The 23,320-nt window shown below is 73.7% G+C and carries 17 protein-coding genes; 6 read left to right on the top strand and 11 right to left on the bottom strand.

Annotation, left to right across the window (positions count from 1 at the left end):
- Positions 1-13: 13 nt before the first annotated feature.
- Both AC5WAM_RS27810 and AC5WAM_RS27805 read right to left on the bottom strand, forming a co-directional pair.
- Positions 14-760 carry a DUF4232 domain-containing protein gene (locus AC5WAM_RS27810; protein WP_495519179.1) on the bottom strand — a complete coding sequence of 249 codons (747 nt, stop codon included), beginning with the start codon at positions 758-760 and terminating at the stop codon, positions 14-16.
- A 147-nt stretch (positions 761-907) separates the two neighbouring features.
- A complete protein-coding gene (locus tag AC5WAM_RS27805) occupies positions 908-3,697 on the bottom strand; it encodes an AfsR/SARP family transcriptional regulator (protein ID WP_495519178.1) in 2,790 nt (929 codons plus the stop codon).
- A 222-nt stretch (positions 3,698-3,919) separates the two neighbouring features.
- Here AC5WAM_RS27805 and AC5WAM_RS27800 point away from each other — a divergent pair, with 222 nt between their 5' ends.
- Complete coding sequence (locus AC5WAM_RS27800) at positions 3,920-5,455, top strand: alpha/beta hydrolase (RefSeq protein ID WP_495519177.1); 1,536 nt, start codon at positions 3,920-3,922, stop codon at positions 5,453-5,455.
- Between the two features lie 22 nt (positions 5,456-5,477).
- Here the strand turns inward: AC5WAM_RS27800 and AC5WAM_RS27795 are convergent, their stop codons facing one another.
- From AC5WAM_RS27795 to AC5WAM_RS27775, 5 genes are all read right to left on the bottom strand, one after another.
- The gene (locus AC5WAM_RS27795; protein WP_495519176.1) at positions 5,478-6,314 is read right to left on the bottom strand and encodes a carbohydrate ABC transporter permease; all 837 of its coding nucleotides are present in this window, start codon (positions 6,312-6,314) and stop codon (positions 5,478-5,480) included.
- A gap of 3 nt (positions 6,315-6,317) precedes the next feature.
- On the bottom strand, positions 6,318-7,262 hold the full coding sequence (locus AC5WAM_RS27790; RefSeq protein WP_495519175.1) for a carbohydrate ABC transporter permease: 945 nt from the start codon (positions 7,260-7,262) through the stop codon (positions 6,318-6,320).
- On the bottom strand, positions 7,259-8,518 hold the full coding sequence (locus AC5WAM_RS27785; protein WP_495519174.1) for an ABC transporter substrate-binding protein: 1,260 nt from the start codon (positions 8,516-8,518) through the stop codon (positions 7,259-7,261). The genes AC5WAM_RS27790 and AC5WAM_RS27785 overlap by 4 nt, the downstream gene beginning before the upstream one ends.
- Before the next feature lie 115 nt (positions 8,519-8,633).
- Entirely contained in the window at positions 8,634-9,608 is a 975-nt protein-coding gene (locus AC5WAM_RS27780) for a hypothetical protein (RefSeq protein ID WP_495519173.1), read from the bottom strand.
- A 25-nt stretch (positions 9,609-9,633) separates the two neighbouring features.
- Positions 9,634-10,113 (bottom strand): DNA-processing protein DprA, encoded by a 480-nt coding sequence (locus tag AC5WAM_RS27775; RefSeq protein ID WP_495519172.1) that lies wholly within the window; start codon positions 10,111-10,113, stop codon positions 9,634-9,636.
- A gap of 37 nt (positions 10,114-10,150) precedes the next feature.
- Here AC5WAM_RS27775 and AC5WAM_RS27770 point away from each other — a divergent pair, with 37 nt between their 5' ends.
- Together AC5WAM_RS27770 and AC5WAM_RS27765 are read left to right on the top strand one after the other, a co-directional pair.
- Positions 10,151-10,408: a hypothetical protein gene (locus AC5WAM_RS27770; protein WP_495519171.1), complete on the top strand. Its 258-nt coding sequence runs from the start codon at positions 10,151-10,153 to the stop codon at positions 10,406-10,408.
- 210 nt (positions 10,409-10,618) lie between these two features.
- Positions 10,619-11,074 carry a hypothetical protein gene (locus tag AC5WAM_RS27765; protein WP_495519170.1) on the top strand — a complete coding sequence of 152 codons (456 nt, stop codon included), beginning with the start codon at positions 10,619-10,621 and terminating at the stop codon, positions 11,072-11,074.
- A 161-nt stretch (positions 11,075-11,235) separates the two neighbouring features.
- On the opposite strand, the gene ppdK is transcribed toward AC5WAM_RS27765, so the two are convergent.
- Both ppdK and AC5WAM_RS27755 read right to left on the bottom strand, forming a co-directional pair.
- Positions 11,236-13,962: a pyruvate, phosphate dikinase gene (ppdK, locus tag AC5WAM_RS27760; RefSeq protein ID WP_366793523.1), complete on the bottom strand. Its 2,727-nt coding sequence runs from the start codon at positions 13,960-13,962 to the stop codon at positions 11,236-11,238.
- A gap of 440 nt (positions 13,963-14,402) precedes the next feature.
- Positions 14,403-15,653, bottom strand: coding sequence for an ROK family transcriptional regulator (locus AC5WAM_RS27755; protein ID WP_366793522.1), 1,251 nt, complete (start codon positions 15,651-15,653; stop codon positions 14,403-14,405).
- Positions 15,654-15,825: 172 nt separating this feature from the next.
- On the opposite strand from AC5WAM_RS27755, the gene AC5WAM_RS27750 reads away from it, so the two are divergent.
- Positions 15,826-17,340 carry an MGH1-like glycoside hydrolase domain-containing protein gene (locus tag AC5WAM_RS27750; protein WP_495519169.1) on the top strand — a complete coding sequence of 505 codons (1,515 nt, stop codon included), beginning with the start codon at positions 15,826-15,828 and terminating at the stop codon, positions 17,338-17,340.
- Entirely contained in the window at positions 17,333-19,360 is a 2,028-nt protein-coding gene (locus AC5WAM_RS27745) for an amylo-alpha-1,6-glucosidase (RefSeq protein WP_495519168.1), read from the top strand. The genes AC5WAM_RS27750 and AC5WAM_RS27745 overlap by 8 nt, the downstream gene beginning before the upstream one ends.
- Positions 19,361-19,558: 198 nt before the next feature.
- On the opposite strand, the gene dusB is transcribed toward AC5WAM_RS27745, so the two are convergent.
- Together dusB and AC5WAM_RS27735 are read right to left on the bottom strand one after the other, a co-directional pair.
- Positions 19,559-20,710, bottom strand: a complete 1,152-nt coding sequence (gene dusB, locus AC5WAM_RS27740; protein ID WP_366793518.1) for a tRNA dihydrouridine synthase DusB — start codon at positions 20,708-20,710, stop codon at positions 19,559-19,561.
- A gap of 107 nt (positions 20,711-20,817) precedes the next feature.
- Positions 20,818-21,720, bottom strand: a complete 903-nt coding sequence (locus tag AC5WAM_RS27735; protein ID WP_495519167.1) for a helix-turn-helix transcriptional regulator — start codon at positions 21,718-21,720, stop codon at positions 20,818-20,820.
- A 107-nt stretch (positions 21,721-21,827) separates the two neighbouring features.
- Between AC5WAM_RS27735 and AC5WAM_RS27730 the strand changes: the two genes are divergently transcribed.
- Positions 21,828-23,312, top strand: a complete 1,485-nt coding sequence (locus AC5WAM_RS27730; protein ID WP_495519166.1) for an MFS transporter — start codon at positions 21,828-21,830, stop codon at positions 23,310-23,312.
- Positions 23,313-23,320 lie beyond the last annotated feature (8 nt).

Below are 23,320 nucleotides of genomic sequence, written 5' to 3'. Positions count from 1 at the left end.
GTCCGGGCAGGTCTCAGAAGCCGTACGGCTTGGTGGTGTTCCAGTTGGTGACGTCCGCGCTGGACCAGGTGAACTTCGACGGCGCGCCCTTGGCGTCGAAGGCCTCCTGGTCGGTGCCGGGGCCGGTGTCACCGGTGCGGTCGCGCAGCGCCAGGGACAGGCTCGACGAGGTGTGCGACCGCGGGCCGTCGGCGAAGAGGCTCACGGCGGAGTAGACCTTGCCGCCGGGCTTGACCGTGATGCGGGCGGTGCCGCCGGGGGCGTCCTTGGCGGAGTGGCCGAGGACGTTCACGGTGTTCCCGAGCATCACCGACGGGTACGAGGTGACCCAGCACGGCTTGCTGTCGGCGTTCACCGCGGTGATCAGCAGGTGCTCGCCGCGCTGCTTCGCGAAGCGGTGGAGGACGGAGTACGACATCTCGGTGCCGTCGCACTGGCGCACGGAGGCGGAGCGCGCGGCGTCGACGGCGGCGCCGGAGCCCTTGGCGACCGAGGCCGACGCGGAGCGGGACGGCCCGGCCTGCCCGCCGCCCGCCGCGGCCGCGCCGCCGGTCTTCGCGGCCGTGTCCGCCGTGCCCGCCGAGCCCGCCGCGTCCGTGCCCTCGGACTTGCCGGACGACTCCGTGGTCTTGCCGACCGTGCTCACCCGGGTCTTCGCGGCGCCGTTGTCGTCCGAGCTGCCGCAGGCGGTCAGGGACAGGGCCAGGGCGGCGGTGGCCGCGGCGGCGAGAGCGGTGGCGTGGATACGCGACGTACGCATGGAAGGTCCCCCTGTGCGGTGGTGCTGGTCGGTGCGGTCCGCGGGGTCGCCCCCGCTGTGAGCACTACTTTCGTCGCCCCCGCTGGCGTTCCGCTTACGCCCGGCTGATGTCCCGCTGACGTGCCGCCCCGCCCCCGTGGGCGGCTCTCAGGGCTGTGCCCTGAGCCGCATCACCGCCGTGTCGTAGCGGGCCCGCAGGCCCACGTCCGCCGAGACGCGCAGCAGCGCGCCGAGCGCCCCGACGGCTCCTTCGTCGAAACCGGACGCTTCCGCTTCGTGGGCCGCCGTCTCCAGGCGGCGCACGCCCTCGGCCTCGTCGCCGAGGCCGATCAGGGCCTCCCCGGCCGTGGTGAGGAGCAGCACCCGGGACGCCGCCGACGTCTGCGGGGGAAGGGCGACGGCGAGCGCGGCGGTGGCCGTGTCGAGGGCCGCCCGCCACTCCTGGAGGACGAGGCGGTGCCGGGCCAGGTGGTGCAGGGCGAGCCGCTCGGTGTGCCGGTCGCCCGCCTCGCGCGCGAGGGCGGCGGCCCGCAGACAGCCCTCCGCGGCCTCCTCGGGGTCGCCGAGGGCGGCCTGGACGAGCGACAGGTTGATCAGCGCCGTCGCCTCCCCGGGCACGTCACCGGCGCGCGCGGCGAGCCCCGTCGCGGCCTCCAGATGGGCCAGGGCCTCGCCGGTGCGGCCCTCCTCGGCGAGGACCCAGCCGAGCAGGGCCCGCACCCGCGCCTCGGCCCGCACGTCCGCGTCGGCCCGGGCGGCGTCCAGCGCGGTCTGAAGCAGCGGGGCCCAGCCGTCCCGGTGCCGCCACACGATGTGCGGCCACAGCGCGAGCACGAGCCGCCAGGTCCTGCCGTGCAGGGCGGCGGCGCGGGCCGCGCCGACCGCCAGGGTCAGATCGTCGCGCTCGGCCGCGTACCAGGCCATGGCCTCCTCGCGGCCGCCGAACTCCCGTACGGCGGGCGGCCGGTGGAAGTCCTCCGGCAGGTCGAAGCAGGCCTCCTCGCCCGGCTCGGCCGCGGCGATCGCGGCGAGGGCGGTGGCGATCTGGTGGTCGAGCACCCGGGGCACGGCCTCGGGCCCGGCGTCCAGGCCGCGCGCGTAGAGGCGTACGAGGTCGTGCAGCGACCAGCGCCCCGGCGCGGAGCGGGTGACGAGGTGGGCCGCGGCGAGCCGCTCCAGGGCGGCCTCGGCCGCCGCCGGGTCGGTGCCCGCGAGGGCGGCGGCCGTGAACCGGTCGACGTGCGTGCCCGGGTGGCGGCCCAGATGGGCGAAGTGGTGCGCGACGTCCGCGGGCAGGCGGCGCACGGTGAGCCGCAGCGCCGCCCGTACGCCCGTGTCCTCCACGTCGAGCAGGCCCAGCCGGCGCGACTCGTCGGACAGTTCGGCGCTCATCGCGCCGAGGGACCAGTCCGGCTGGTCCGCGAGCCGCGCCGCGGCCACCCGCAGCGCGAGCGGGAGCCCGCCGCACAGCTCGGCGAGGCGCCGGGCGGCCACCGCCTCCGCGCGCACCCGCTCCTCGCCGAGGACCGCGCAGAGCAGGGCCGTGCCGTCGTCCGGTTCGAGGACGTCCACCGGCACGGGCCGGGCCGCGTCCGAGGCGATCAGGCCGCGCAGGCGGTACCGGCTCGTGACCACCGTGACGCACCGGGCGCCGCCCGGAAGCAACTCCCTGACCTGCGCGGAGTCGCGCGCGTTGTCGAGGACGACGAGGAGCTGCCGGTCGGCGGCGAGCGAGCGGTACAGGGCGGAGGCGCCGCCCGCCGACTCCGGTATCCGGCGCGGCCCGACCCCGAGCGCGAGCAGGAACTCACGCAGCACTTCGAGGTGGTCCGGCTCGCCCGTGTCGCTGAAGCCGCGCAGATCGGCGTAGAGCAGGCCGCCGGGGAAGGCGGCGCGCTCGCGGTGCGCCCAGTGCACGGCGAGCGCCGTCTTGCCCACGCCCGCGGGCCCGGTCACCAGGCACACGGGCGCCTCGCCCGCGGCGGCGCGGGACAGCGCGGTGAGCTCGGCGGCGCGCCCGTGGAAGCCGCGGGGCATCCGGGGCAGCAGGTCGACGGTGGCGGGGGGCCGGGGCGGCGGGGGCGCGAGCGGGGAGGGAAGCGGGGCGGCGGGCGGGGAGGGAAGCGGGGCGGCGGGCGGGGCCGGGGCGGGCACCGCCGGAGCGGCCGGGGCCGGTGCCGGGGCGTCCGCTTCGTCGTCGGCGCCGCGCAGCGCCGCCGCGTAGGCGTCCGCGAGCTCCCGGCCCGGGTCCACGCCCAGCTCGTCCGCGAGCAGCCGCCGGGTGCGGTGGAACCAGTCGAGCGCCTCCGAGCGGCGCCCCGCGCGCTGGAGCGCCCGCATCAGCGCGGCCGCGAGGGACTCGCGCAGCGGGTGGGCCTCGGCCTCCGCGCGAAGGACGGCCGCCGCCCGGTGGTGTTCGCCCTGGCGCGCGTAGGCCGCGGCGAGCAGTTCCACGGAGGCGAGCCGCAGCTCCTCCAGGGCGTGCGCGGCGGCGAGCAGCGGCGGGCTCGGATAGGCGCCGGTCAGCGCTGGCCCCTGCCACAGGGACAGGGCCTCCTCGTACATGGCCACGGCGTCGCCGGGCGCGCGCTGCTCGCGGGCCAGCGTCACCAGCTCCTCGAAGCGGTGGGCGTCGAGCAGCGACTCGGGCATCCGCAGGAGGTACGCCGTGCCCCGCGTGACCAGCTCGACCCCGAACACCTCGGCGCCCGCGTCGGCCAGCAGGCTCCGCAGCCGCGACACATGGCCCTGGATGACGCTGCGGGCGCGCGGCGGCGGCTCGTCCTCCCACAGGGTGGCGGTGAGCTGCTCCACCGGAACGGGGCGGTTGGGCCGCAGCAGCAGGGCGGCGAGGAGGCTGCGCCGCTTGGCGGGGCCGAGGTGCAGCTCACCGGCCTCGGTGCCGACGGACACCGCTCCGAGCAGCCGGAACTCCACGTGCGCAACCTTCCAGGGGGAAAGCGGTCAGTTTATCGGAGGGCCCGCCGCCGCTTTTCTGCGTCGGTTGGCCGCCTTTCCGCACCGGCTGGCCGCCCTTCTGCACCGGTTGGCCGCGTTCACGCCACCTTTGGCTCGTTCCGGGCGCGATGGGCGGAGGTGAGGCGCCCGCGTTCGCGTCCCCCAGTGCGGTACGTCCATACCAACCGAAGGGAGCTCCACGTGGCCCACTCCGCAGCGAGACGCCTCGTCGTGCCACTGCTCGCGCTCGGCCTGACGGCGACCCTCGCGCCTTCCCTGGCCGCGGGCCCGGCGGCGGCCGCGCCCGACGACGCCGGGGCGCGCGACCTCACGCGGTACACCCAGCAGCAGCTCACCTGGAAGCGGTGCGCGGCCGACATGCCCGCGAAGTTCCAGTGCGCGACGCTCAAGGTGCCGCTCGACTACAGCGCGCCGCGGGGCAGGACCCTCAAGGTCGAGATCTCCCGGGTGAGGACCAGCAAGTCCGGCAAGCGCCACGGCATCCTGACCTTCAACCCGGGCGGGCCCGGCGCGTCCGGGCTCGACCTGCCCCTGGCCGCGTCCCGGGGCCTGCCCAAGGCCGTCCTCGAACGGTACGACCTGATCGGCTTCGACCCGCGCGGCATCGGCAGGAGCTCGCCGCTGAGCTGCGGGCTCACGGAGGCCGACCAGTACTTCCCGCGGCCGACCCGGTCCCGGGCCGAGTTCGACCGGAACGCGAAGTGGTCCAAGTCCGTCGCGGACAGGTGCCGCACGAAGAACCCCGGCGTGCTGCCGTACATCAACACCCGCAACACCGCGCGCGACATGGACGTCATGCGGGCGGCCCTCGGCGAGAAGAAGCTGTCGTACTACGGCGTCTCCTACGGCACCGCGCTCGGCTCGGTGTACACGCAGCTGTTCCCGAAGCGCGCGGACCGGGTCGTCCTCGACAGTGCCGTTGACCCCGGGCTGATGTGGCGGGGCATGTTCCGCATCTGGGCGCAGGAGGTCGGCCCGGCCTTCGAGCGCTGGTCGAAGTGGACCGCCGAGCGCGACGCGACCTACCACCTCGGCACCTCCCCGGCGAAGGTCCAGCGGACCTTCTGGAAGCTCGTTCAGCGGGCCGACCGCGAGCCCATCGTGGTCGACGGCGAGAAGCTCGACGGCGCCGCGGTGCGCGACCTCGTCCGGCCCGAGTTCTTCACCGTCCGCAGCGGGGCCGAGCTGGTGCGCAAGCTGAAGCGCGCCGCGGCGGGCGCCACGGTGTCCGGGCCTTCGGCGGCGCCGGTCGAGGACAACGAACTCGCCGCCCAGTTCGCCGTGGTCTGCGCCGACGCGGCCTGGCCCCGCGACCCGGAGACGTACTACCGCGACGTGGTGCGCGACACCGTGCGCTACCCGCTGTACGGGGACTTCACGTCCGGCATCACGCCGTGCGCGTACTGGCCCGAGGGCGCCGAGCCGGTCACCGCGGTGGACAACGGCGTCCCGCTGCTCCTCGTGCAGAACGAGTGGGACTCGCAGACCCCGCTCCCGGGCGCGCGGAACATGCACCGCGCCCTCAAGGGCTCGCGGATGATCACCGTCGAGGGGGGTGAGGGCCACGGCGTCCTCTTCAACGGCGAGCACCGCTACCCGTGCGTGGAGGACCCGTCCATGCGCTACCTGGCCACCGGCAAGCTCCCCGCCAAGGACGTGACGTGTCGCGTCACGCCCGGCCAGCGCCGCGCCCAAGCCGCGCCGAACGCCTTCTAGCGGCCCCGCGGGGGTGGGACGGTCAGTCGTCTATGCCCGACCGCTCCACCCCCGCCACGATCCACCGCTGGAAGAACAGGAACACCACGAGCAGCGGCAGGATGGACACCGCCGCCGCGACGAACAGCTCGTGCAGCCGGATCACCTGCGAGGTCGTGAACGAGGCGAGCGCCACCTGGACCGTCCACGCCTCCCGGTCCTGGCCGATCACCAGCGGCCACAGGAAGGAGTTCCAGGCGCCGATGAACACGATGGTCCCGACGGCCGCGAAGACCGGCCGCGTGTTCGGCACGACCACGCGCCAGTACGTGCGCCAGTAGCCGAGCCCGTCCACGCGCGCCGCGTCCTCCAGCTCCCGGGGAAAGCCCAGGAAGTACTGGCGGAAGACGAAGCAGGCGAAGGCCGAGAACAGCGTCGGCACGATCAGGCCGCGCAGGGTGGAGACCCAGCCGAGCGAGGACACGAGCACGAAGCTCGGCACGAAGGTGACGGCGGCCGGGACCATCAGCGTGGCGAGGATCGCGTAGAAGACGTGGTTGGCGTAGCGGTAGGGGATGCGGGCCAGGCCGTAGCCCGCGAGCGAGGCGAGCAGCAGCGTGCCGAGGGTCGTCAGGACCGCGATGAGCGCCGAGTTGAGCAGGGAGCGGGCCATGGGCACCGTCGAGTCCCGGAACAGCTCGGTGACGTTCGAGAAGTGCAGCGTGGACGGGAAGAACGTCCAGTCGGGCGAGGTGATGTCCTCCTCCGAGGCGAGCCCGTTGCGCACCAGGAGGTAGAACGGGACCAGGAAGAGCAGGGCAAGGGCGATCAGCAGGGCGAGCCGCAGCGCCCGGCCCACGCGCACCCACGCGTCGTGCATGGCTCAGGCTCCCTTCTCGTCGCTCCGGCCGAGCCCGAACCAGCGCGCCTGCCCGACCGTCACCACCGCGATGATCAGGGCGAGGAGCACCGCGCCCGCGCTGCCGAGGCCGAGGTTCTGCCCCTGGCCGAGCGCCGTGTAGTAGAGGTAGACCAGCGGCGGCCGGGCGTACGGCGGGTAGCCGCGGGCGTCGGAGAGCAGGTTGTAGAACTCGTCGAAGGCCTGGAAGGCGTTGATGACCAGGAGCAGCGCCACGGCGACGGACGTGGCGCGCAGCTGCGGCAGCGTGATGTGGCGAAGGACCTGCCAGCCGGGCCGGGCGCCGTCCACGGCGGCCGCCTCGTACAGGGTGGGTGGGATCCGCTGGAGCCCCGCGAGGAAGAGGACCATGTAGAAGCCGGCCTGGAGCCACAGGCGTACGGTGACGATCACCAGCCAGTACCAGGGCGGGTCCGTGGTCGAAAGCCAGGCGGTCTGGTCGGCGCCGAACCAGCCGAGCACGGTGTTCGCGAGCCCGAACCGCACCCCGTTGAAGATCGACATCTTCCAGATCAGGGCGGCCACGACATAGCTGCACGCCGCCGGAAGGAAGAACACCGACCGGAAGAACGCCTGCGCGCGGCGCAGCCGGTTCACCATCAGGGCGAGCGACAGGGACAGCACGAACGTCGTCGGCACGATGAAGGCCGTGAACACGGCGAACGTCCACAGGCTGTCGGTGAACGCGTCGTTCCTCAGCATCGCCGTGTAGTTGTCGAGGCCGACGAACTCCGTGGGCGAGACGGTGTTGTGGGCGTCGAAGAAGCTGAGGTAGACGCTCCAGCCGAGCGGGACGTACGTGAAGACGAACAGGCCGAGCACGAAGGGGCCGACGAACACCCAGAACCACAGGTTGCGGTTCTGCGGCCCGGCGAGCCGCCGCGCGAGGCCGGGGCGGCCGCCGCTCACGCGGACTTCTTCCGCACGCGGGTGAGCTCCGCCGACACCTTGCGCACCACAGACCTCAGTTCGCTCTCCGGATTCGCGCCGGACTTGATGACGCGGCTGAGCGCGTCCTGGTAGGCGACGCGGCTCGCGGGTGTCCACAGGAGCGGCTCGGCGTGGCCGTTCTCGGTGGAGAAGCGCACGGCGTCGGCCGCGGGGCCCTTGGCGAGCGCGTCGGCCTTCTTCGCGAGGGAGAGCCGGGCGGGGATGTGGAAGCCGTAGCTGAGCGCGAAGTCCCGCTGGTAGGCGGTCTTGTCGACCCACAGCCACTTCAGATAGTCCTTGGCCGCGTCCTTGTGCCGCGTACGGGCGCTGACGGCCGCACCGTACGCCCCGACCGGCACGGCGGGTTTGCCGTCGGGGCCGTCCGCGGGGAACGCGAGCACCCCGAAGTCGTCCCCGAGCGCCTTCTGCACGGCGGGCAGCGCCCACAGGCCCGACCACTGCATGGCGGTGAGGCCCTGCACGAACGCCGACGGGTCCGACCAGTCGGAGGGCGCGCCGAGCAGCAGCGCCTTCGCCCGGTACAGTTCGCGCACCTTGGCGAGCGCGCGGGCGGCGGCCGGGTCGTCGAAGCCGACCTTGCCGTCGTCGGTGACGAGGGTGAGGCCCGCCGCGTACAGGGGGGTGCCGCCGAGGACGCCCGCGCCGCCGTCGTTGCCGAGGAAGAGCCCCTTGGTCTTCTTGGTGGTCAGCTTCCTCGCCGCGTCGACGAGCGCGTCGAGGGTGCGCGGCGGCTCGACGCCCGCGTCGGCCAGGAGGCTCTTGCGGTAGTACAGCAGCTGCATGTCGACGACCTGCGGGATCGCCCAGATCCGGCCGTCGTACGTCTTGGGCGCGAGCACCACCGGGTTGAAGTCGTCCTTCACCCCGTCGAGCAGGTCGGTGACGTCCACGACCTGGCCGCCCCTGATCTGGTCCAGGCTGGGGCCGTTGACCTCGAAGACGTCGGGGCCGGACTTCGTGAGCAGGGCCGCGGCGGTCTGCTCGTCGTAGTTGCCGGGACGCCACTGGACCGCGACGTCCGCCTCGCGGTACGCGGCCGCGTACCGTTTGACGGCCTGCTCGGTGCCCGCCTCGCCGTACTGGTGGTACCAGTGCGAGAGCCGCGGCCCCTTGCCGCCCGAACCGCCGCCGTCGCGGCCGGTGTTGGATCCGCACGCGGTGAGCAGCCCGAGCGCGGCGGCCGAGCCGAGCAGTGTCCTGCGGTTGATCGTCATGACGTGTCCCCCTGTGTGGATCGACGGGTACGTGTCGGGCCCAACGATCAACCATGCAGGGGGATTACGACAGGCGTATTGCGGCCGTGTGTTTGCCCCGGGCGCGGCGGGGCCGTCACGCGCCGAGGACGTCCATCAGGTGGTCGTCGAGTTCGGCCACCCAGCCTTCCCGACGCCACGGTCGCAGTTCCCGGCGGGCCTGTCTCAGGCGAAGCGCCGGTACCCGGCCTCCCGTGGCCGACACCGCGGCAACACAGCGGTGCAGCAGCCGTACGGCGTCCCGCGGTTCACCGAGCCGGATCCGGGCGAGTGCCTGGTCCGTCGTCACGATGGCCCTTTGCACCTGCTCCCGTGGGGCCGACAGCGTCTCCGCGGACCGGGCGAACCGGTCGTGCGCCGCAGCCGGATCACCGACGTACAGCTCGCACACGCCCTCGAAGCCGCGCAGATGGCCGCCCAAGACCAGGGCGGTGACCACGACGTCTCGCAGGTGAGGCACGAGCGGGGCGGGCACCGGGCCCGCGAGAAGGAGCCTCGCGGCCTCGACGGCGGGGGCGAGGAGGAGCTGAAGCCGCACCATGGGCAGCGAGCCCACTTCGGCGTTCACGTCGGCCACGACAGCGGCCAGCCCCGCCACGGTCGCCTCGTCCACCCGCGACGGGTCGACCAGGGCGGCGTTCAGCCCGGCCTGTGTGCCCGGCGCGAGCAGGGCGAGCAGCCCGCCCCCGGAATCGGTGACTGCGTGCAGGACCAGCCTGCGGAGTTCGGTTGTGCGGCGCTCGCTCTCTCCGAACAGGCCGAGCACATCCATGAACTCGGCGAAGTCGGACCCCCTTCCGAGCGAGGCCTCGCCCGCAGGAGTGCGGGCGTAGAGGTGGGCGAGCAGGAGTTGGTACCGCTCGTCGGGCATGGTCGGCCGGGGGGCCTCCCAGCGGGCGACGGATCGCTGCACGCTGGCCACGGAGGGCAGAGCCGGCTGATGCAGCTCCCCGGCGAGGGCGGCAAGCGCCCGGGCGACATCGGCGAGGGACAGGCCACGGCGGTACCGGAGCGCTTTCAGTCGTGCCGCCCCGGCGGCTCGGTCCTCCATGTCCTCATGGTGGCGCGGGTGGGGCCTACACGGGCACGATCAGGTGTGGTTTCCCCTGATCGCGTGTGTAGTTGAGGGTCTGCCACGTGCCCGAGGACTCTTCGGCGTGGTGGGGGTAGCCGATCGTCATGCTCGCGCGGTCGACCATCCACCGGTTGCGTGCGTGATAGGCGGGCGCCTTCAGTTCCGATGCCCGCAGTTCGACGATCTCTTCGATCCGGTCGCGGGTGCGGGCGATGGCCTGTTGGGCCTCAACGGGCTGCTGGTCGACGCGGCCGGGAACGACGATGGTGATCGTCGCCGACGTGTTGCCCGCCAGCCAGGTCAAGGACATGGAGTCAATGCCCTTGGCGCCTCCGATGTAGAAGCGCGAGCCGGGGGAGGCGAACGGTCCGAGGTAGTCGCGGAACAGGTCGGCGTACTCGGCGAGGCCGCGGTGGTCAGTGTTCCTGGTGCCGGTCACGGCCACTCCGCGCGTGATCAACTCCGTGTCGCAGCTTGTCATATCCCGCCCCTGCCCTGCTCGTTGGGATCGTCTGAGTGTGGACACCAACAATCTGAAGCAGCTCTCCGGCCACCTGGAGAATCTCGGCCTGCTGACCACCGTGGACGAATCCGCGATGCGGCTCACCGTGACCAATCCCCTGAACAGCCGCCTGTCCGAAGAGATTCTCGTCATCGGGGACCGGTACGTCACCGGCTTCGATCACGAGGTGGGCGCGCAGGGGGCGGAGCGGACGTGTGCCGATCGCATCTCGCGTATCCTCGCCGTCGACCGGGCCCCCGGTGCGGCACGATGACCGGGCAGCGCCGGTACAGCACGACCGCCCCCGGTTTCGACGGCCACGCGTCCCCGGACCGTTGTGCCGCCTACCGCGAACATCTCGACAGCTGCCCGCGCCGACACCTCGGTCTCCTGGCCGACTGCCCCGACGGCGCCCGGCTCCGGCACTCGTGGACCAGTGAGGAACGGGGCTACGAACCCGCCCTCCGGGGGAAGGGCAGCGCCCGTGCCTGATGCGACCGAGGCACTGCGCCTGTTCGCCGTGCCCGTCGGCGGCGACCTCACCGAGCAGCGGTGGTCCGGAGCCGTGTGCGTGTGGTGCGAGTACGAGCTCTACCCGGGCGAGGGGATTGACCTCGGCGGGCCCGGCCCCGGGCGCCCGCACGGCTGCGCCCCGTGCTGCGCGGACCAGAACCGGGCGCTGGCGACGTACCTCGACTGGTACGACCACGGCATCGGATGCCTGCGGTGTCCGCTCGGCCCCTGCGAGCAGGCGAGCGCGCTGGCCACCGCGCATCGATCCGCGCAGGCGCGGGCAGGGAAGCCGGAGCTGCCGTGTGTGAACTGCCGGTCCGCCATCACGCCCGGCGCACCTGCGCGTCCGCACCTCTGGCAGGGCCTGAACGGTCTCGTGTTCAGCTATCTTCACGCCCGCACCTGCCCGGCGCCGGGCACGCGCTAGCCCCCGCTCGCACTTCCACCCCACGTGGAAGCGAAGGGGCGGCACCCCGCACAAGGTGCCGCCCCTTCCTCGTGGACCGGGACCGTCGCCGCATCGGTTGAGGGTCGGGGACACGGCGACGGACCCGGGGTCTCTTCGGGCGGTGGCCGCCGCCCGCGTCTCTACCGGTGGTCGCTGCCCTGGGCCTGGGAGGCGGCGCGCCCCGCTTCGAGGCGGGCGACCGGGATGCGGAAGGGCGAACAGGACACGTAGTCGAGGCCCACCTCGTGGAAGAAGTGCACCGACTCCGGGTCTCCGCCGTGCTCGCCGCAGACGCCGAGCTTGATGTCGGGGCGCGTGGCGCGGCCCGCCTCGACGGCGCTGCGCACCAGGGAGCCGACGCCGTCCTTGTCGATGGTCTCGAAGGGGCTGACGCCGAAGATGCCCTTCTCCAGGTACGCCGTGAAGAACGAGGCCTCCACGTCGTCGCGGCTGAAGCCCCACACCGTCTGGGTGAGGTCGTTCGTGCCGAAGGAGAAGAACTCGGCGGCCTCGGCGATCTGACCGGCCGTCACGGCGGCGCGGGGCAGCTCGATCATGGTGCCGATGGAGAGCTTCAGATCGGTTCCGGTGGCGGCCTGGACCTCGGCGATGACCCGGTCGGCCTCCTCGCGGACGATCTCCAGCTCCTGGACGGTGCCGACCAGTGGGATCATGATCTCGGCGCGCGGGTCGCCCTTGGCGTTCTTGCGCTCGGCGGCGGCCTCCGCGATCGCGCGGACCTGCATGGTGAACAGGCCGGGGATGACCAGGCCGAGGCGGACGCCGCGCAGGCCCAGCATCGGGTTCTGCTCGTGCAGCCGGTGCACGGCCTGGAGCAGGCGGAGGTCGTTCTCGTTGGCGTCCTTGCGGGACTCGGCGAGCGCGACGCGGACCGACAGCTCGGTGATGTCGGGCAGGAACTCGTGCAGCGGCGGGTCGAGCAGGCGGACGGTGACCGGCAGCCCGTCCATCGCCTCGAAGAGCTCGACGAAGTCCTGCTTCTGCTGCGGGAGCAGGGCCTTCAGGGCCTCCTCGCGCTCCCCGTCGGTGTCGGCGAGGATCAGCTTCTCGACCATCTCGCGGCGCTCGCCGAGGAACATGTGCTCGGTGCGGCACAGGCCGATGCCCTGCGCGCCGAAGCGGCGGGCGCGCAGCGCGTCCTCGGCGTTGTCGGCGTTGGCGCGCACCCGCAGCCGGCGCTTGCCGTCGGCGAAGGCCATGATGCGGTGCACGGCCTGGACGAGCTCGTCGGCGTCGTCGGCGCCGGCGTGCATGCGGCCCTCGAAGTACTCGACGACCGGGGACGGCACGACCGGGACCTCGCCCAGGTAGACCTTGCCCGTGGAGCCGTCGATGGAGACGACGTCGCCCTCCTCGACGACGGTGTCGCCGACCGTGAGGCGGCGGCGCTTGGTGTCGACCTCCAGCTCCTCGGCGCCGCAGACACAGGTCTTGCCCATGCCGCGCGCGACGACGGCGGCGTGCGAGGTCTTGCCGCCGCGCGAGGTCAGGATGCCCTCGGCGGCGATCATGCCGTCCAGGTCGTCGGGGTTGGTCTCGCGGCGGATCAGGATGACCTTCTCGCCGGAGCGCGACCACTTGATGGCGGTGTAGGAGTCGAAGACGGCCTTGCCGACGGCGGCGCCGGGCGAGGCGGCGATGCCCCGGCCGAGCTGCTCGACCTTGGCCTCGTCGTCGAAGCGCGGGAACATCAGCTGCGCGAGCTGGGCGCCGGTGACGCGCTGGAGCGCCTCGGCCTCGCTGATCAGGCCCTGGTCGACGAGCTGGGTCGCGATGCGGAAGGCCGCGCCCGCGGTGCGCTTGCCGACGCGGGTCTGGAGCATCCACAGCTGCCCGCGCTCGATGGTGAACTCGATGTCGCAGAGGTCCTTGTAGTGGGTCTCCAAGGTCTCCATGATCTGCATGAGCTGGTCGTACGACTTCTTGTCGATCTGCTCCAGATCGGCGAGCGGGACGGTGTTGCGGATGCCCGCGACGACGTCCTCGCCCTGCGCGTTCTGGAGGTAGTCGCCGTAGACGCCCTGGTGGCCGCTCGCGGGGTCGCGGGTGAACGCCACACCCGTGCCCGAGTCGGGGCCGAGGTTGCCGAAGACCATCGAGCAGACGTTGACGGCGGTGCCCAGGTCGTGCGGGATGCGCTCCTGGCGGCGGTAGAGCTTGGCCCGGTCGCCGTTCCAGGAGTCGAAGACCGCCTTGATGGCGAGGTCCATCTGCTCGCGCGGGTCCTGCGGGAAGTCGCGGCCCGCCTCGGCCTTGACGATCTTCTTGAACTTGGTGACGAGCTTCTTGAGGTCGGCCGCCTCCAGGTCGGTGTCGACCGAGACCTTCTTGGCGTCCTTGGCCGCCTCCAGGGCGTCCTCGAAGAGGTCGCCCTCGACGCCGAGGACGGTCTTGCCGAACATCTGGATGAGCCGCCGGTAGGAGTCCCAGGCGAACCGCTCGTCGCCCGCCTGCTTGGCGAGGCCCTGGACGGACTTGTCGGAGAGTCCGATGTTCAGGACGGTGTCCATCATGCCGGGCATGGAGAACTTGGCGCCCGAGCGGACCGAGACGAGCAGCGGGTCGTCGGCCTGGCCGAGCTTCTTGCCCATCTTCTGTTCGAGGGCGTCGAGGTGCGCGCTCACCTCGTCGCGCAGCGCCACGGGCTCCTCGCCGCTGTCGAGGTAGACCTTGCAGGCCTCGGTGGTGATGGTGAAGCCCGGAGGGACGGGAAGGCCCAGGTTGGTCATCTCGGCGAGGTTCGCACCCTTGCCACCGAGGAGGTCCTTGAGGTCCTTGTTGCCCTCGGTGAAGTCGTAAACGAACTTCACGCCCTGAGCTACGTGGGGATCTTTGTTTTCCGACACGGGTCTCGACTCCTCGAGGACGCGGCTGCCCTGACGGCGAGGAACATACCCAGATCGAAGGCTTCTGGGTACGTCCACTTGTGGGTCATGCGGTCGCAACCACCCGTGTGCCAGCAGATCGAAAGTAACGCGCGAGTAATGATCTTGACGAGAGTGAGTTCACCTCTTGAAGACATGGATGCGCACCGTGACCTGATACCTGCGGGCAGCCACAGAACGTGGCCATGTGATCGATCATTTGAAGTGTCAACGCGTGGCACTCAGTGCCACCCCTTGGAAAGGTGCAGCGGGGCAAGATCCGCTCATCTGAGCGTGTGGGCTATCAGGGGTGGCGAGAATCACGCCCCGACTTGCCAAAGTTTTGGCATCTGAGCGCCCCTCGGCTCACCCGAGAGGCGGCCGAGGGGAGGGAGCGAAGCCGGGGGCACCCGGTGCCCGGCTCAGAAGCCGAGGGCGGCGAGCCGTTCCTCCGCACGCTGCGGCGCGTACAGATGCTCGACCACCAGGGCCCCCGCCCCGGCCACGGCCGCCCGCTCGCCGAGCCGCGAGGTGACGATCTCCAGATGAGCGGTGGAGCGCGGCAGCGCCCGCTGGTAGAGCAGCTCCCGCACCCCTGTCAGGAAGGGCGTTCCGGCCAGATCTCCCGCGATCATCAGAACGCCCGGGTTGAGGAGCGTCACGACCGTGGCGAGCACCTCGCCGACCCGCTGCCCCGCCTCGCGCGCGAGGCGCACCGCCTGCGGGTGCCCGGCCGCGAGCAGCTCCGCCACGTCGGAGCCGGAGGTCACCTCCGCGCCGGAGGGCGCGGGCACGCCCGCCGCCGCGAGCCGCCCGGCGAGCGCCCGCCCGCTGGCCACCGCCGCCAGACAGCCGTACGAGCCGCAGCGGCACAGGGCGGACTCGCTCCCCGGCACCCACGGCACCCGTATGTGCCCGATGTCGCCCGCGCCGCCGTCCGCGCCCCGGTACACGGAGCCGTCCACGACGACGCCCGCGCCGATGCCGGTGGAGACCTTGACCAGGGCGAAGGCCGAGCAGTCGGGATAGGCGGCGCGCTGTTCGCCGTACGCCATGAGGTTGGCGTCGTTGTCGACGAGGACCGGCACCCGGGCGGAGCCGCCCGCCCGCGCGGCGAAGGAGCGGCGCAGCCGTGCTCTTATGTCGTAGCCGTCCCAGCCCGGCATGATCGGCGGCTGCACCACGCGGCCCGTCTCGCTGTCGACCGGGCCCGGCACGGCGAGCCCGATGCCACACACCGCGCGCGCGGTCCTGCCGCCCTCGCGCAGCAGCGCGGCGAACCGGACCCCCAGCTCGTCCAGGGCCCGCTCCGGGCCCTCGTCCACCCGCAGGGGCCCGGTGTGCTCGGCGAGGACGTCCCCGGTGAGGGTGAGCAGAGCCGTGCGGGCGTGCCGGGTCTCCAGGCCCGCGGCGAGGACCACGGCGTGCCCGTCGTCGAACTCCAGACGCGCCGCGGGGCGCCCGCCGAGCGGGGAACCCGCCACCGTTCCGGAGCCCTCGCGCAGCCAGCCCGCGCGGAAGAGGCGGTCGAGGCGCTGGCCGACGGTGGCCCTGGAGAGGCCCGTGACCTGCTGGAGGGCGCCGCGCGTGGTGGCGCGGCCGCTGCGCACGAGGTGCAGCAGGTCGCCCGCGCTCGCCTGGGCGGTCCCGCGCACCGAGGTCCCGTTCCTCATGGCCACTCCTCGTCCCCTGCTTCCTTGCCTACCCACGTCTCCCCTTGCGCGCGTCAACTCGACGTTACATATTGGGTTTTGCGTGTTAAGTAGACGTAACCCTAGGGTGGAACCAGCCGAACTGACAGCCTGTCGGCACGGGAAGCGCGCTGCCGGGCTGAGGGAGAGACGCGTGGACCGCACCACCACGGGCGCCGCGGTGACGGCGCCGTCCTCCCCGGCGGCCGCAGGGCGGGCCGCCGGGGCGACGAGCGGCGCGAGCGCGCCGAAGAGCACGGCCGAGGCGGGCGCGCGGGGCGACCCCGACCCCTTACGGGCGGCCGCCGCCCGGGTGCTGCACGGCAACTGGACCGGCGCCTCCACCGTCCCGTCCCGCGAGCTGTACCCCCACCAGTGGTCCTGGGACTCCGCGTTCATCGCGATCGGTCTGCGCCATCTGTCGCCGCTGCGCGCCCAGCTGGAGCTGGAGACGCTGCTTGGCGCGCAGTGGGGCGACGGCCGCGTCCCGCACATCGTGTTCAACCCCGCCGTGCCGCTGGACGCGTACTTCCCCAGCCCCGACTTCTGGCGCTCCGCCACCGCGGGGCGCGCGGCGGGCGCGCCGGGCGGCGTGCAGACCTCCGGCATCGTGCAGCCGCCGGTGCACGCCCTCGCCGCCTGGCTGGTGCACCTCGCGGACCCCGGTCTGTCCCGGGCCCGCTCCTTCCTCGCGCGCCTCCACCCCCGCCTCGCGGCCTGGCACCGCTTCCTGCTGCACCGGCGCGACCTCGGCGGCGCGGGGCTCGCCGCCGTCGTCCACCCCTGGGAGCAGGGCATGGACAACAGCCCCTGCTGGGACGGCCCGCTGAGCCGCGTGTCCCCCGCCCGGCCGCGCACCTTCCGCCGCGCCGACCTGGACCACGGCTGCCCGCGCGACCGGCCGACGGACCTCGACTACGGGCGGTACGTACGGCTCGCGGCGGACTACCGCGACCGCGGGTACGGCGCCGCCGACCCCCGGCCCGCCGAGCGGCAGGGCGACTTCGCCGTCGAGGACCCGGCCTTCAACGCCCTTCTGATCGCCTCCGAGCACGCCCTCGCCCGCATCACCGGCGAGCTCGGCGTCGCCGCGACGGCCCGGCACGAGCGCGCGGAGCGGCTCACCCGGGTCCTGGTGGAGCGTCTGTGGGACCCGGCCTCCGGGATCTTCCGGTGCCGCGACCTGCGCGCCGGGCCCGGCGGGGGCGCGCTGGTGGCGGAGCGGGGGGTCACCGGGCTCGTCCCGCTGCTGCTGCCGGGTCTGCCGGGCGAGGTCGTCACCGCCCTGGTGGACACGGTGTGCGGCCCGCACTTCAGCCTCGGCGGCCGGGCCCGGCTCGTCCCCAGCCACGACCTGCTGAGCCCGGCCTTCGACGCCCGCAGGTACTGGCGCGGGCCCGCCTGGATCAACACCAACTGGCTGGTCGAGCGCGGCCTCAGGCTGCACGGCGAGCGGGCGCGGGCCGACGCCCTGCGCGCGGCGCTGCTCGACGTGGCCGTGGCCTCCGGCTTCTCCGAGTACGTCGATCCGTACACGGGGCGCGGCTGCGGCACCCGCGGCTTCAGCTGGAGCGCGGCACTGGCACTGGATCTGCATCTGGACGCGGACCACGCGTCCGCACACCACACAGCGGGGGCTGGCAGGAGCGAGAGGGCCCGACATGACTGACCGGCACCACCATCACCTGCTCGTACGCGGTACGACGTTCGCGGCCGTCGGCCCGGGCGGCGACATCCGCGGCGTTCCGGGCGGCGGCTCCCCCGACGGCCTCTTCGTGCGCGACGCGCGGCACCTGAGCCGCTGGCAGCTGACCGTGGACGGCGCCGTCCCCGAGGTCCTGAGCCCCGCCGGGGACACCCGCGCCAGGACCGGCGGGCCCGCCCCCGGGCCCGGCGGCGGGGGCGTGGGCGCGGACGTGGCGCGCTGCGTGCTCGTGCCGCGCGGCGGCCGTCAGGAGCCGCCCGCCTACACGCTCTTCCGCGAGCAGGCCGTCACCGACGGCACGCTGGTCGAGGCCGTGCGGATCACCAGCAACCGCCCGGTGCCGACGACGCTGCGGCTCGCGCTGACCGCCGACGCCGACTTCACCGACCAGTTCGAGCTGCGCGCGGACCACCGTACGTACGCGAAGCCGGGCGCGGTCCGGTCCCGGCGGGTCCTCGAAGCCCCGGGCGACGCGGACGAGCGGGGGCCCGGCGGCATCGAGTTCGCCTACCGCCGCGGGGACTGGCTGGCCCGCACCACGGTCACCGCCGAGCCCGCGCCGGACGCCGTCGAGGAGACGGGCACCGGGGCCCGGCGGCTCGTCTGGGCGCTCGAACTGGCCGCGCACGCCTCCGCCGAGCTCGCCCTGACCGTCGCCGCGGCGCCGCACGGCGCGCCGCCGCTGCCGCCCGCGCCCGCGTCGCCGGGCGCCGCCATCTCCCAACTTGCCTCCGTCCAGCGGGAGTTCACCGCCGACGTGCCGCTGCCCGCGGCCTGGCCCGAGCTGGCCACGGCGTGTACGCGCGGGCTCCTCGACCTCGCCGCGCTCCAGGTGCCCGCGCGCGGGCCCGACGGCGAGGAGCTGCGGGTGCCCGGGGCCGGGGTCCCCTGGTTCCTCACCCTGCTCGGCCGTGACGCGCTGTTGACCTCGCTCTTCGCGCTGCCGTATCTGCCGCGCCTGGCCGCGGCGACGCTGCCCGCGCTCGCCGCGACCCAGGCCACCGAGGCCACCCGGGGGCGGGCCGCGCAGCCCGGCAAGATCGTGCACGAGGTGCGGCACGGCGAGCTCGCCCACTTCGACCAGGTCCCGTACGGGCGCTACTACGGCTCCGTGGACGCCACCCCGCTCTTCCTAGTCCTGCTCGGCGCGTACACCGAGCAGACCGGTGACACGGCGCTCGCCCGCCGGTTGCAGGCGCACGCGCGCGCCGCCGTCGGCTGGATGCTCGACCACGGCGGGCTCACCGCGCGCGGCTACCTCGTCTACCGCGCCGACGAGGGCGGGCTCGCCAACCAGAACTGGAAGGACTCCCCCGGCGCGATCTGCGGCGCCGACGGGGACCGGCCGACCGGCCCCGTCATGGCCGCGGGCGCCCAGGGCTACGCGTACGACGCGCTGCGGCGCACGGCCTGGCTCGCCCGGGCCGTCTGGGACGACCCCGTCTACGCGGACCTGCTCACCCAGGCCGCCGCCGACCTGCGGGACCGCTTCCAGCGGGACTTCTGGATGGCCGGTCGCGGCTTTCCCGCGCTGGCCCTCGACGGGGAGGGGCGGCAGGTCGACGCGCTCGCCTCCGACGCGGGGCACCTGCTGTGGTCCGGGCTCCTCGACAAGGAGTACGGCGAGGCGGTGGGGCGCCGCCTCCTCGAACCCGACTTCTTCTCCGGCTGGGGCGTGCGCACGCTGGCCGCCGGGCAGGGGGCGTACCACCCGCTGTCCTACCACCGCGGCTCGGTGTGGCCCCACGACAACGCGCTCATCGCGCTGGGGCTCTCGCGGTACGGGCTGCACGACGAGGCCCGGGTGGTGGCCCATGCCCTGGTGGACGCCGCGGCCACGGCCTGCGGCCGGCTCCCCGAAGTCCTGGCGGGCTACGAACGCACCGCCTACCCCGAGCCGGTCCCCTACCCCCACGCCTGCACCCAGGACTCCCGCTCGGCAGCGGCCCCCTTGGCCCTGCTCACCGCGGTGACGGGCGGCTGACCCGTACCAACCGCCTCCGCTGTGGGCAGTCGTCCCGCTGGGCGGGACGGGTGGGCACAGCGCCGAGGCGCCCCGGGCCGTCCCGCTTGGGCTGGTGTTCAGACGAGGCACGCAACCCGGCGGCGCGGGGTCCGCCCTGTGCCCGCCCGTTCCGCCCCCTGGGCGGACCAGCCGCCCACAGGGGGGGCTGAAAGGCGGTCAGCCGCCCGAGGTGTCGAGTTCCGCGTCCTCGGAGACGCCCGCGCAGTCGTAGGGGTCGCGGAGCCACCCGTCCGGCAGGACCACCCGGTTGTTGCCGGAGGTCCGCCCGCGCGGCCCGTCCGCCCCGTCGGGCCACGCCTGGTCCAGGTCCAGCTCGTCGAGCCCGCCCCGGAGCTCCGCGAGGGACGACGTGATGGCCAGGCGCTTGCGCATCTCGGAGCCGACCGAGAACCCCTTCAGGTACCAGGCCACGTGCTTGCGGAAGTCGATGACGCCCCGCGCCTCGTCCCCGATCCACTCGCCGAGGAGCCCGGCGTGCCGGACCATGACGTCGGCGACGGTCCGCAGCGTGGGCCGCGCCAGGTCCTGCGTACGACCTTCGAAGGCGGCCACCAGGTCGCCGAACAGCCACGGCCGCCCCAGGCAGCCGCGCCCGACGACCACGCCGTCGCACCCGGTCTCGCGCATCATGCGCACGGCGTCCGCCGCCGACCAGATGTCGCCGTTGCCGAGGACGGGGATCTCCGGGACGTGCTCCTTGAGGCGGGCGATCGCGGACCAGTCCGCGGTGCCGCCGTAGTGCTGCGCGGCCGTGCGCCCGTGCAGGGCGATCGCGGTGACGCCCTCCTCCACGGCGATGCGCCCGGCGTCCAGATACGTGATGTGGTCGTCGTCGATGCCCTTGCGCATCTTCATCGTGACCGGCAGGTCGCCCGCCCCGCTCACGGCCTCCTTCAGGATCGCGCGCAGCAGGTGGCGCTTGTACGGCAGCGCGGAGCCGCCGCCCTTGCGCGTGACCTTGGGGACCGGGCAGCCGAAGTTCAGGTCGATGTGGTCGGCGAGGTCCTCTTCCGCGATCATGCGGACGGCCTTGCCGACGGTGGCCGGGTCGACGCCGTACAGCTGGATCGAGCGCGGCTTCTCGCTCGCGTCGAAGTGGATCAGCTGCATGGTCTTCTCGTTGCGCTCGACGAGCGCACGCGTCGTGATCATCTCGCTGACGAAGAGGCCCTTGCCGCCGCTGAACTCCCGGCACAGGGTCCGGAACGGCGCGTTCGTGATCCCCGCCATGGGCGCGAGCACGACGGGCGGCTGCACCAGGTGGGGACCGATCGACAGCGTCGACGGTGCGGTCTGCTGCTGGGACATCGGGCGGCTCTCCGGAAACGTACGGGACTCACGATGAGGAGCGGGCAAGCATCCATTGTCCCTCAGCCCGCGACCGGCCCGTCCCCCGAGCCCGCCGAGCCCCCGCCTCAGGCCCCGGCGGGCTCGGCGGACGGGCCGCCCGCCAGCTCCGCGAGCCGCTCCAGGCGCTCCTCGGTGGCGTCGTCGGCGGGCACGTACGCGACGAGGCGGTAGGCCTGCGACTCCGGCGCGAGCCACATGGTGCGGTGCTCCAGGCTGAGCAGCCCCACCTCGGGGTGCTCATAGCGTTTGACGTGCGGCGACATCGCGCCCAGCTCGTGCCGCCGCCACAGCTCGCGGAACTCCGCCGACTCCTGGAGCAGCCCGTCGAGCCGCTCCTTCCAGGCGGGCTCGGCCACGTGCTCGGCCATGCCCGCGCGGAACTTCGCGATCAGGTCGCGCAGCATCTCGTCCCGGTCGAGGAAGGTCTCGCGCCAGCGCCTGCTGGTGACGAGCAGCCACAGGCAGTTGCGCTCCCGGGGCGGCAGCTCAGTCAGCTCGCCGAAGACCTGCGCGAAGGGGCCGTTGTGGGCGAGGACGTCGTAGCGGGCGTTCTGCAGGGTCGCCGGGTAGGGCGCCATGCGGTGCATCAGGCGCAGGGCGGTGCCGGTCACGAGGGGGCACTCGGTCTCGGGGCGCGGGTCGACCACGCCGGCGAGCGCGAAGAGGTGGCCGCGCTCGGTCTGGTCCATGAGCAGCGCGCGGGCGATGGCGTCGAGGACCTGCGCGGAGACCCGGATGGGCCGCCCCTGCTCCAGCCACGTGTACCAGGTGACGCCCACCGCGGAGAGCTGCGCGACCTCCTCGCGGCGCAGACCGGGCGTGCGCCGCCGGGGGCCGCGTGGCAGGCCCGCCTGCTCGGGCGTGATCCGCTCGCGGCGGCTGCGCAGGAAGGCGGCGAGCTCCCGCCTGCGGGTGGCGTCGTCCGCGACGGGCCCCGTGGGCGCCGACGGCTCTGCGGTCATGGCCATGCTCACGCTCCCAGCCTCGCGCAGCCCGCGCCCCGTTTCCAGGTGCGTCTACTACCAGGATAAAGACACTCTGGTACCCGTCTTGGCGGCCGCGCATCGTCGTACCCGTGACTCGCACATCGACTCCTACGACGACTCAGGCGACGACTCCCGCAGCGCCCCCGACGACGGCTGCCCCCGCGACCGGCACCGCCGCCGCGGCCGCGGCTCCCGCGCTCGGCGCCCTGGGCCTGTTCGCCCTCCTGCTCGGCACCTCCCTGCCGAGCACCGACTTCTTCGTCGTCAACGTGGCCCTGCCCGACATCGAGCGCGACCTGGGCGCCTCCCCCTCCGCCCTGGAGATGGTCGCCGCCGGATACGCCGTCGCGTACGCCGCGCTGCTGGTCCTCGGCGGCAGGCTCGGGGACGCGTACGGGCGGCGCAGGCTGTTCCTGTGGGGTGTCGCCGGGTTCGGGATCACCTCGCTGGCCTGCGGTGTCGCCCCCGACGCCTGGTCGCTCGTGGCGTTCAGGGCCGCGCAGGGCGCCGCGTCCGCGCTGTTGCTTCCGCAGGTGCTCGCCACCCTCCACGCGACGACGCGCGGCGAGCGGCGCGCGCGGGCCGTCGCCCTGTACGGGGCGGTGAGCGGGCTCGCGATGGTGCTCGGGCAGGTGCTCGGCGGGGTCCTGGTGTCGGCCGACCTCGCGGGGACCGGCTGGCGCATGGCGTTCCTGATCAACGTGCCGGTCGTCGCGCTCGCGTGGCCGCTCGCGCTGCGTGCGGTGCCGGACAGCCGGGCCGGGCGGCCGGGGCGCAGTGACGTCGGCGGCACCGTGCTCCTTGCCGCCGCGCTGCTCGCGCTGCTGCTGCCGCTGACCGAGGGCCGCGCGGCGGGCTGGCCGCTGTGGTCGGTGCTCACGCTCCTTGCCGCACCCCTGCTGATCCGGGCGTTCGCCATCGTGGAGCGGCGCGCGGAGCGCACCGGTGGCAGCCCGCTCCTGCCGCCGTCGCTGCTGCGCGAGCCCGGGGTCGTCCGGGGGCTGCTGATCGGCGCCCCGATCTTCATCGGCTTCAGCGGCTTCATGTTCGTCAGCGCCGTGACGCTCCAGAAGGGGCTGGGCTACGGCGCCCTCAAGGCGGGCCTGACGCTGATCCCCATGGGGCTCGCGCAGTTCGGCGCGTCCCTGCTGCTGCCGCGCGTGGTGGACCGGTTCGGCAGCCGCACCCTGCCGCTGTGCGCCCTGGTGCACGGCGCGGGCCTCGCCGTGCTCGCCGCCACCTTCCTGTGGGCCCCGTGGTCCGCGCTCGGCCCGCTGACGCTCGCCCCCGGCCTGCTCCTGTGCGGCCTCGGCCAGGGCATCCAGCTGCCGCTGTACTACCGCGTGCTGCTGGCCGCCGTGCCCGCGGCGCGGGCGGGCGCGGGCAGCGGCCTCGCGGCGACCGCCCAGCAGTCGGGCCTGGCCGTCGGCGTCGCCACGCTGGGCTCGCTGTTCCTGGCCCTGGAGCCGGGCCTCGGCCTGCGCGCCGCGTTCGCGATCGTGCTCGGCGCCCAGCTCGCGGGCCTGCTCGGCCTGGCCGCGCTGAGCCTCGGGCTGCCGCGCGACCGGGGCTGAGCCCCGGG

The sequence above is a fragment of the Streptomyces sp. JLYT201 genome (genome assembly GCF_059448825.1).
Note: the sequence above shows the minus strand (reverse complement) of the source record. Positions and strands in the feature narration are given on the sequence as shown.

Excerpts from the sequence above, each read along its gene's own strand:
- AC5WAM_RS27775 (WP_495519172.1), bottom strand. The coding sequence starts at position 10,113 with ATGACAAGCTGCGACACGGAGTTGATCACGCGCGGAGTGGCCGTGACC.
- AC5WAM_RS27785 (WP_495519174.1), bottom strand. The coding sequence starts at position 8,518 with ATGACGATCAACCGCAGGACACTGCTCGGCTCGGCCGCCGCGCTCGGG.
- AC5WAM_RS27810 (WP_495519179.1), bottom strand. The coding sequence starts at position 760 with ATGCGTACGTCGCGTATCCACGCCACCGCTCTCGCCGCCGCGGCCACC.
- AC5WAM_RS27735 (WP_495519167.1), bottom strand. The coding sequence starts at position 21,720 with ATGGCCATGACCGCAGAGCCGTCGGCGCCCACGGGGCCCGTCGCGGAC.
- AC5WAM_RS27745 (WP_495519168.1), top strand. The coding sequence starts at position 17,333 with ATGACTGACCGGCACCACCATCACCTGCTCGTACGCGGTACGACGTTC.
- dusB (WP_366793518.1), bottom strand. The coding sequence starts at position 20,710 with ATGTCCCAGCAGCAGACCGCACCGTCGACGCTGTCGATCGGTCCCCAC.
- AC5WAM_RS27780 (WP_495519173.1), bottom strand. The coding sequence starts at position 9,608 with ATGGAGGACCGAGCCGCCGGGGCGGCACGACTGAAAGCGCTCCGGTAC.
- AC5WAM_RS27795 (WP_495519176.1), bottom strand. The coding sequence starts at position 6,314 with ATGCACGACGCGTGGGTGCGCGTGGGCCGGGCGCTGCGGCTCGCCCTG.
- AC5WAM_RS27755 (WP_366793522.1), bottom strand. The coding sequence starts at position 15,653 with ATGAGGAACGGGACCTCGGTGCGCGGGACCGCCCAGGCGAGCGCGGGC.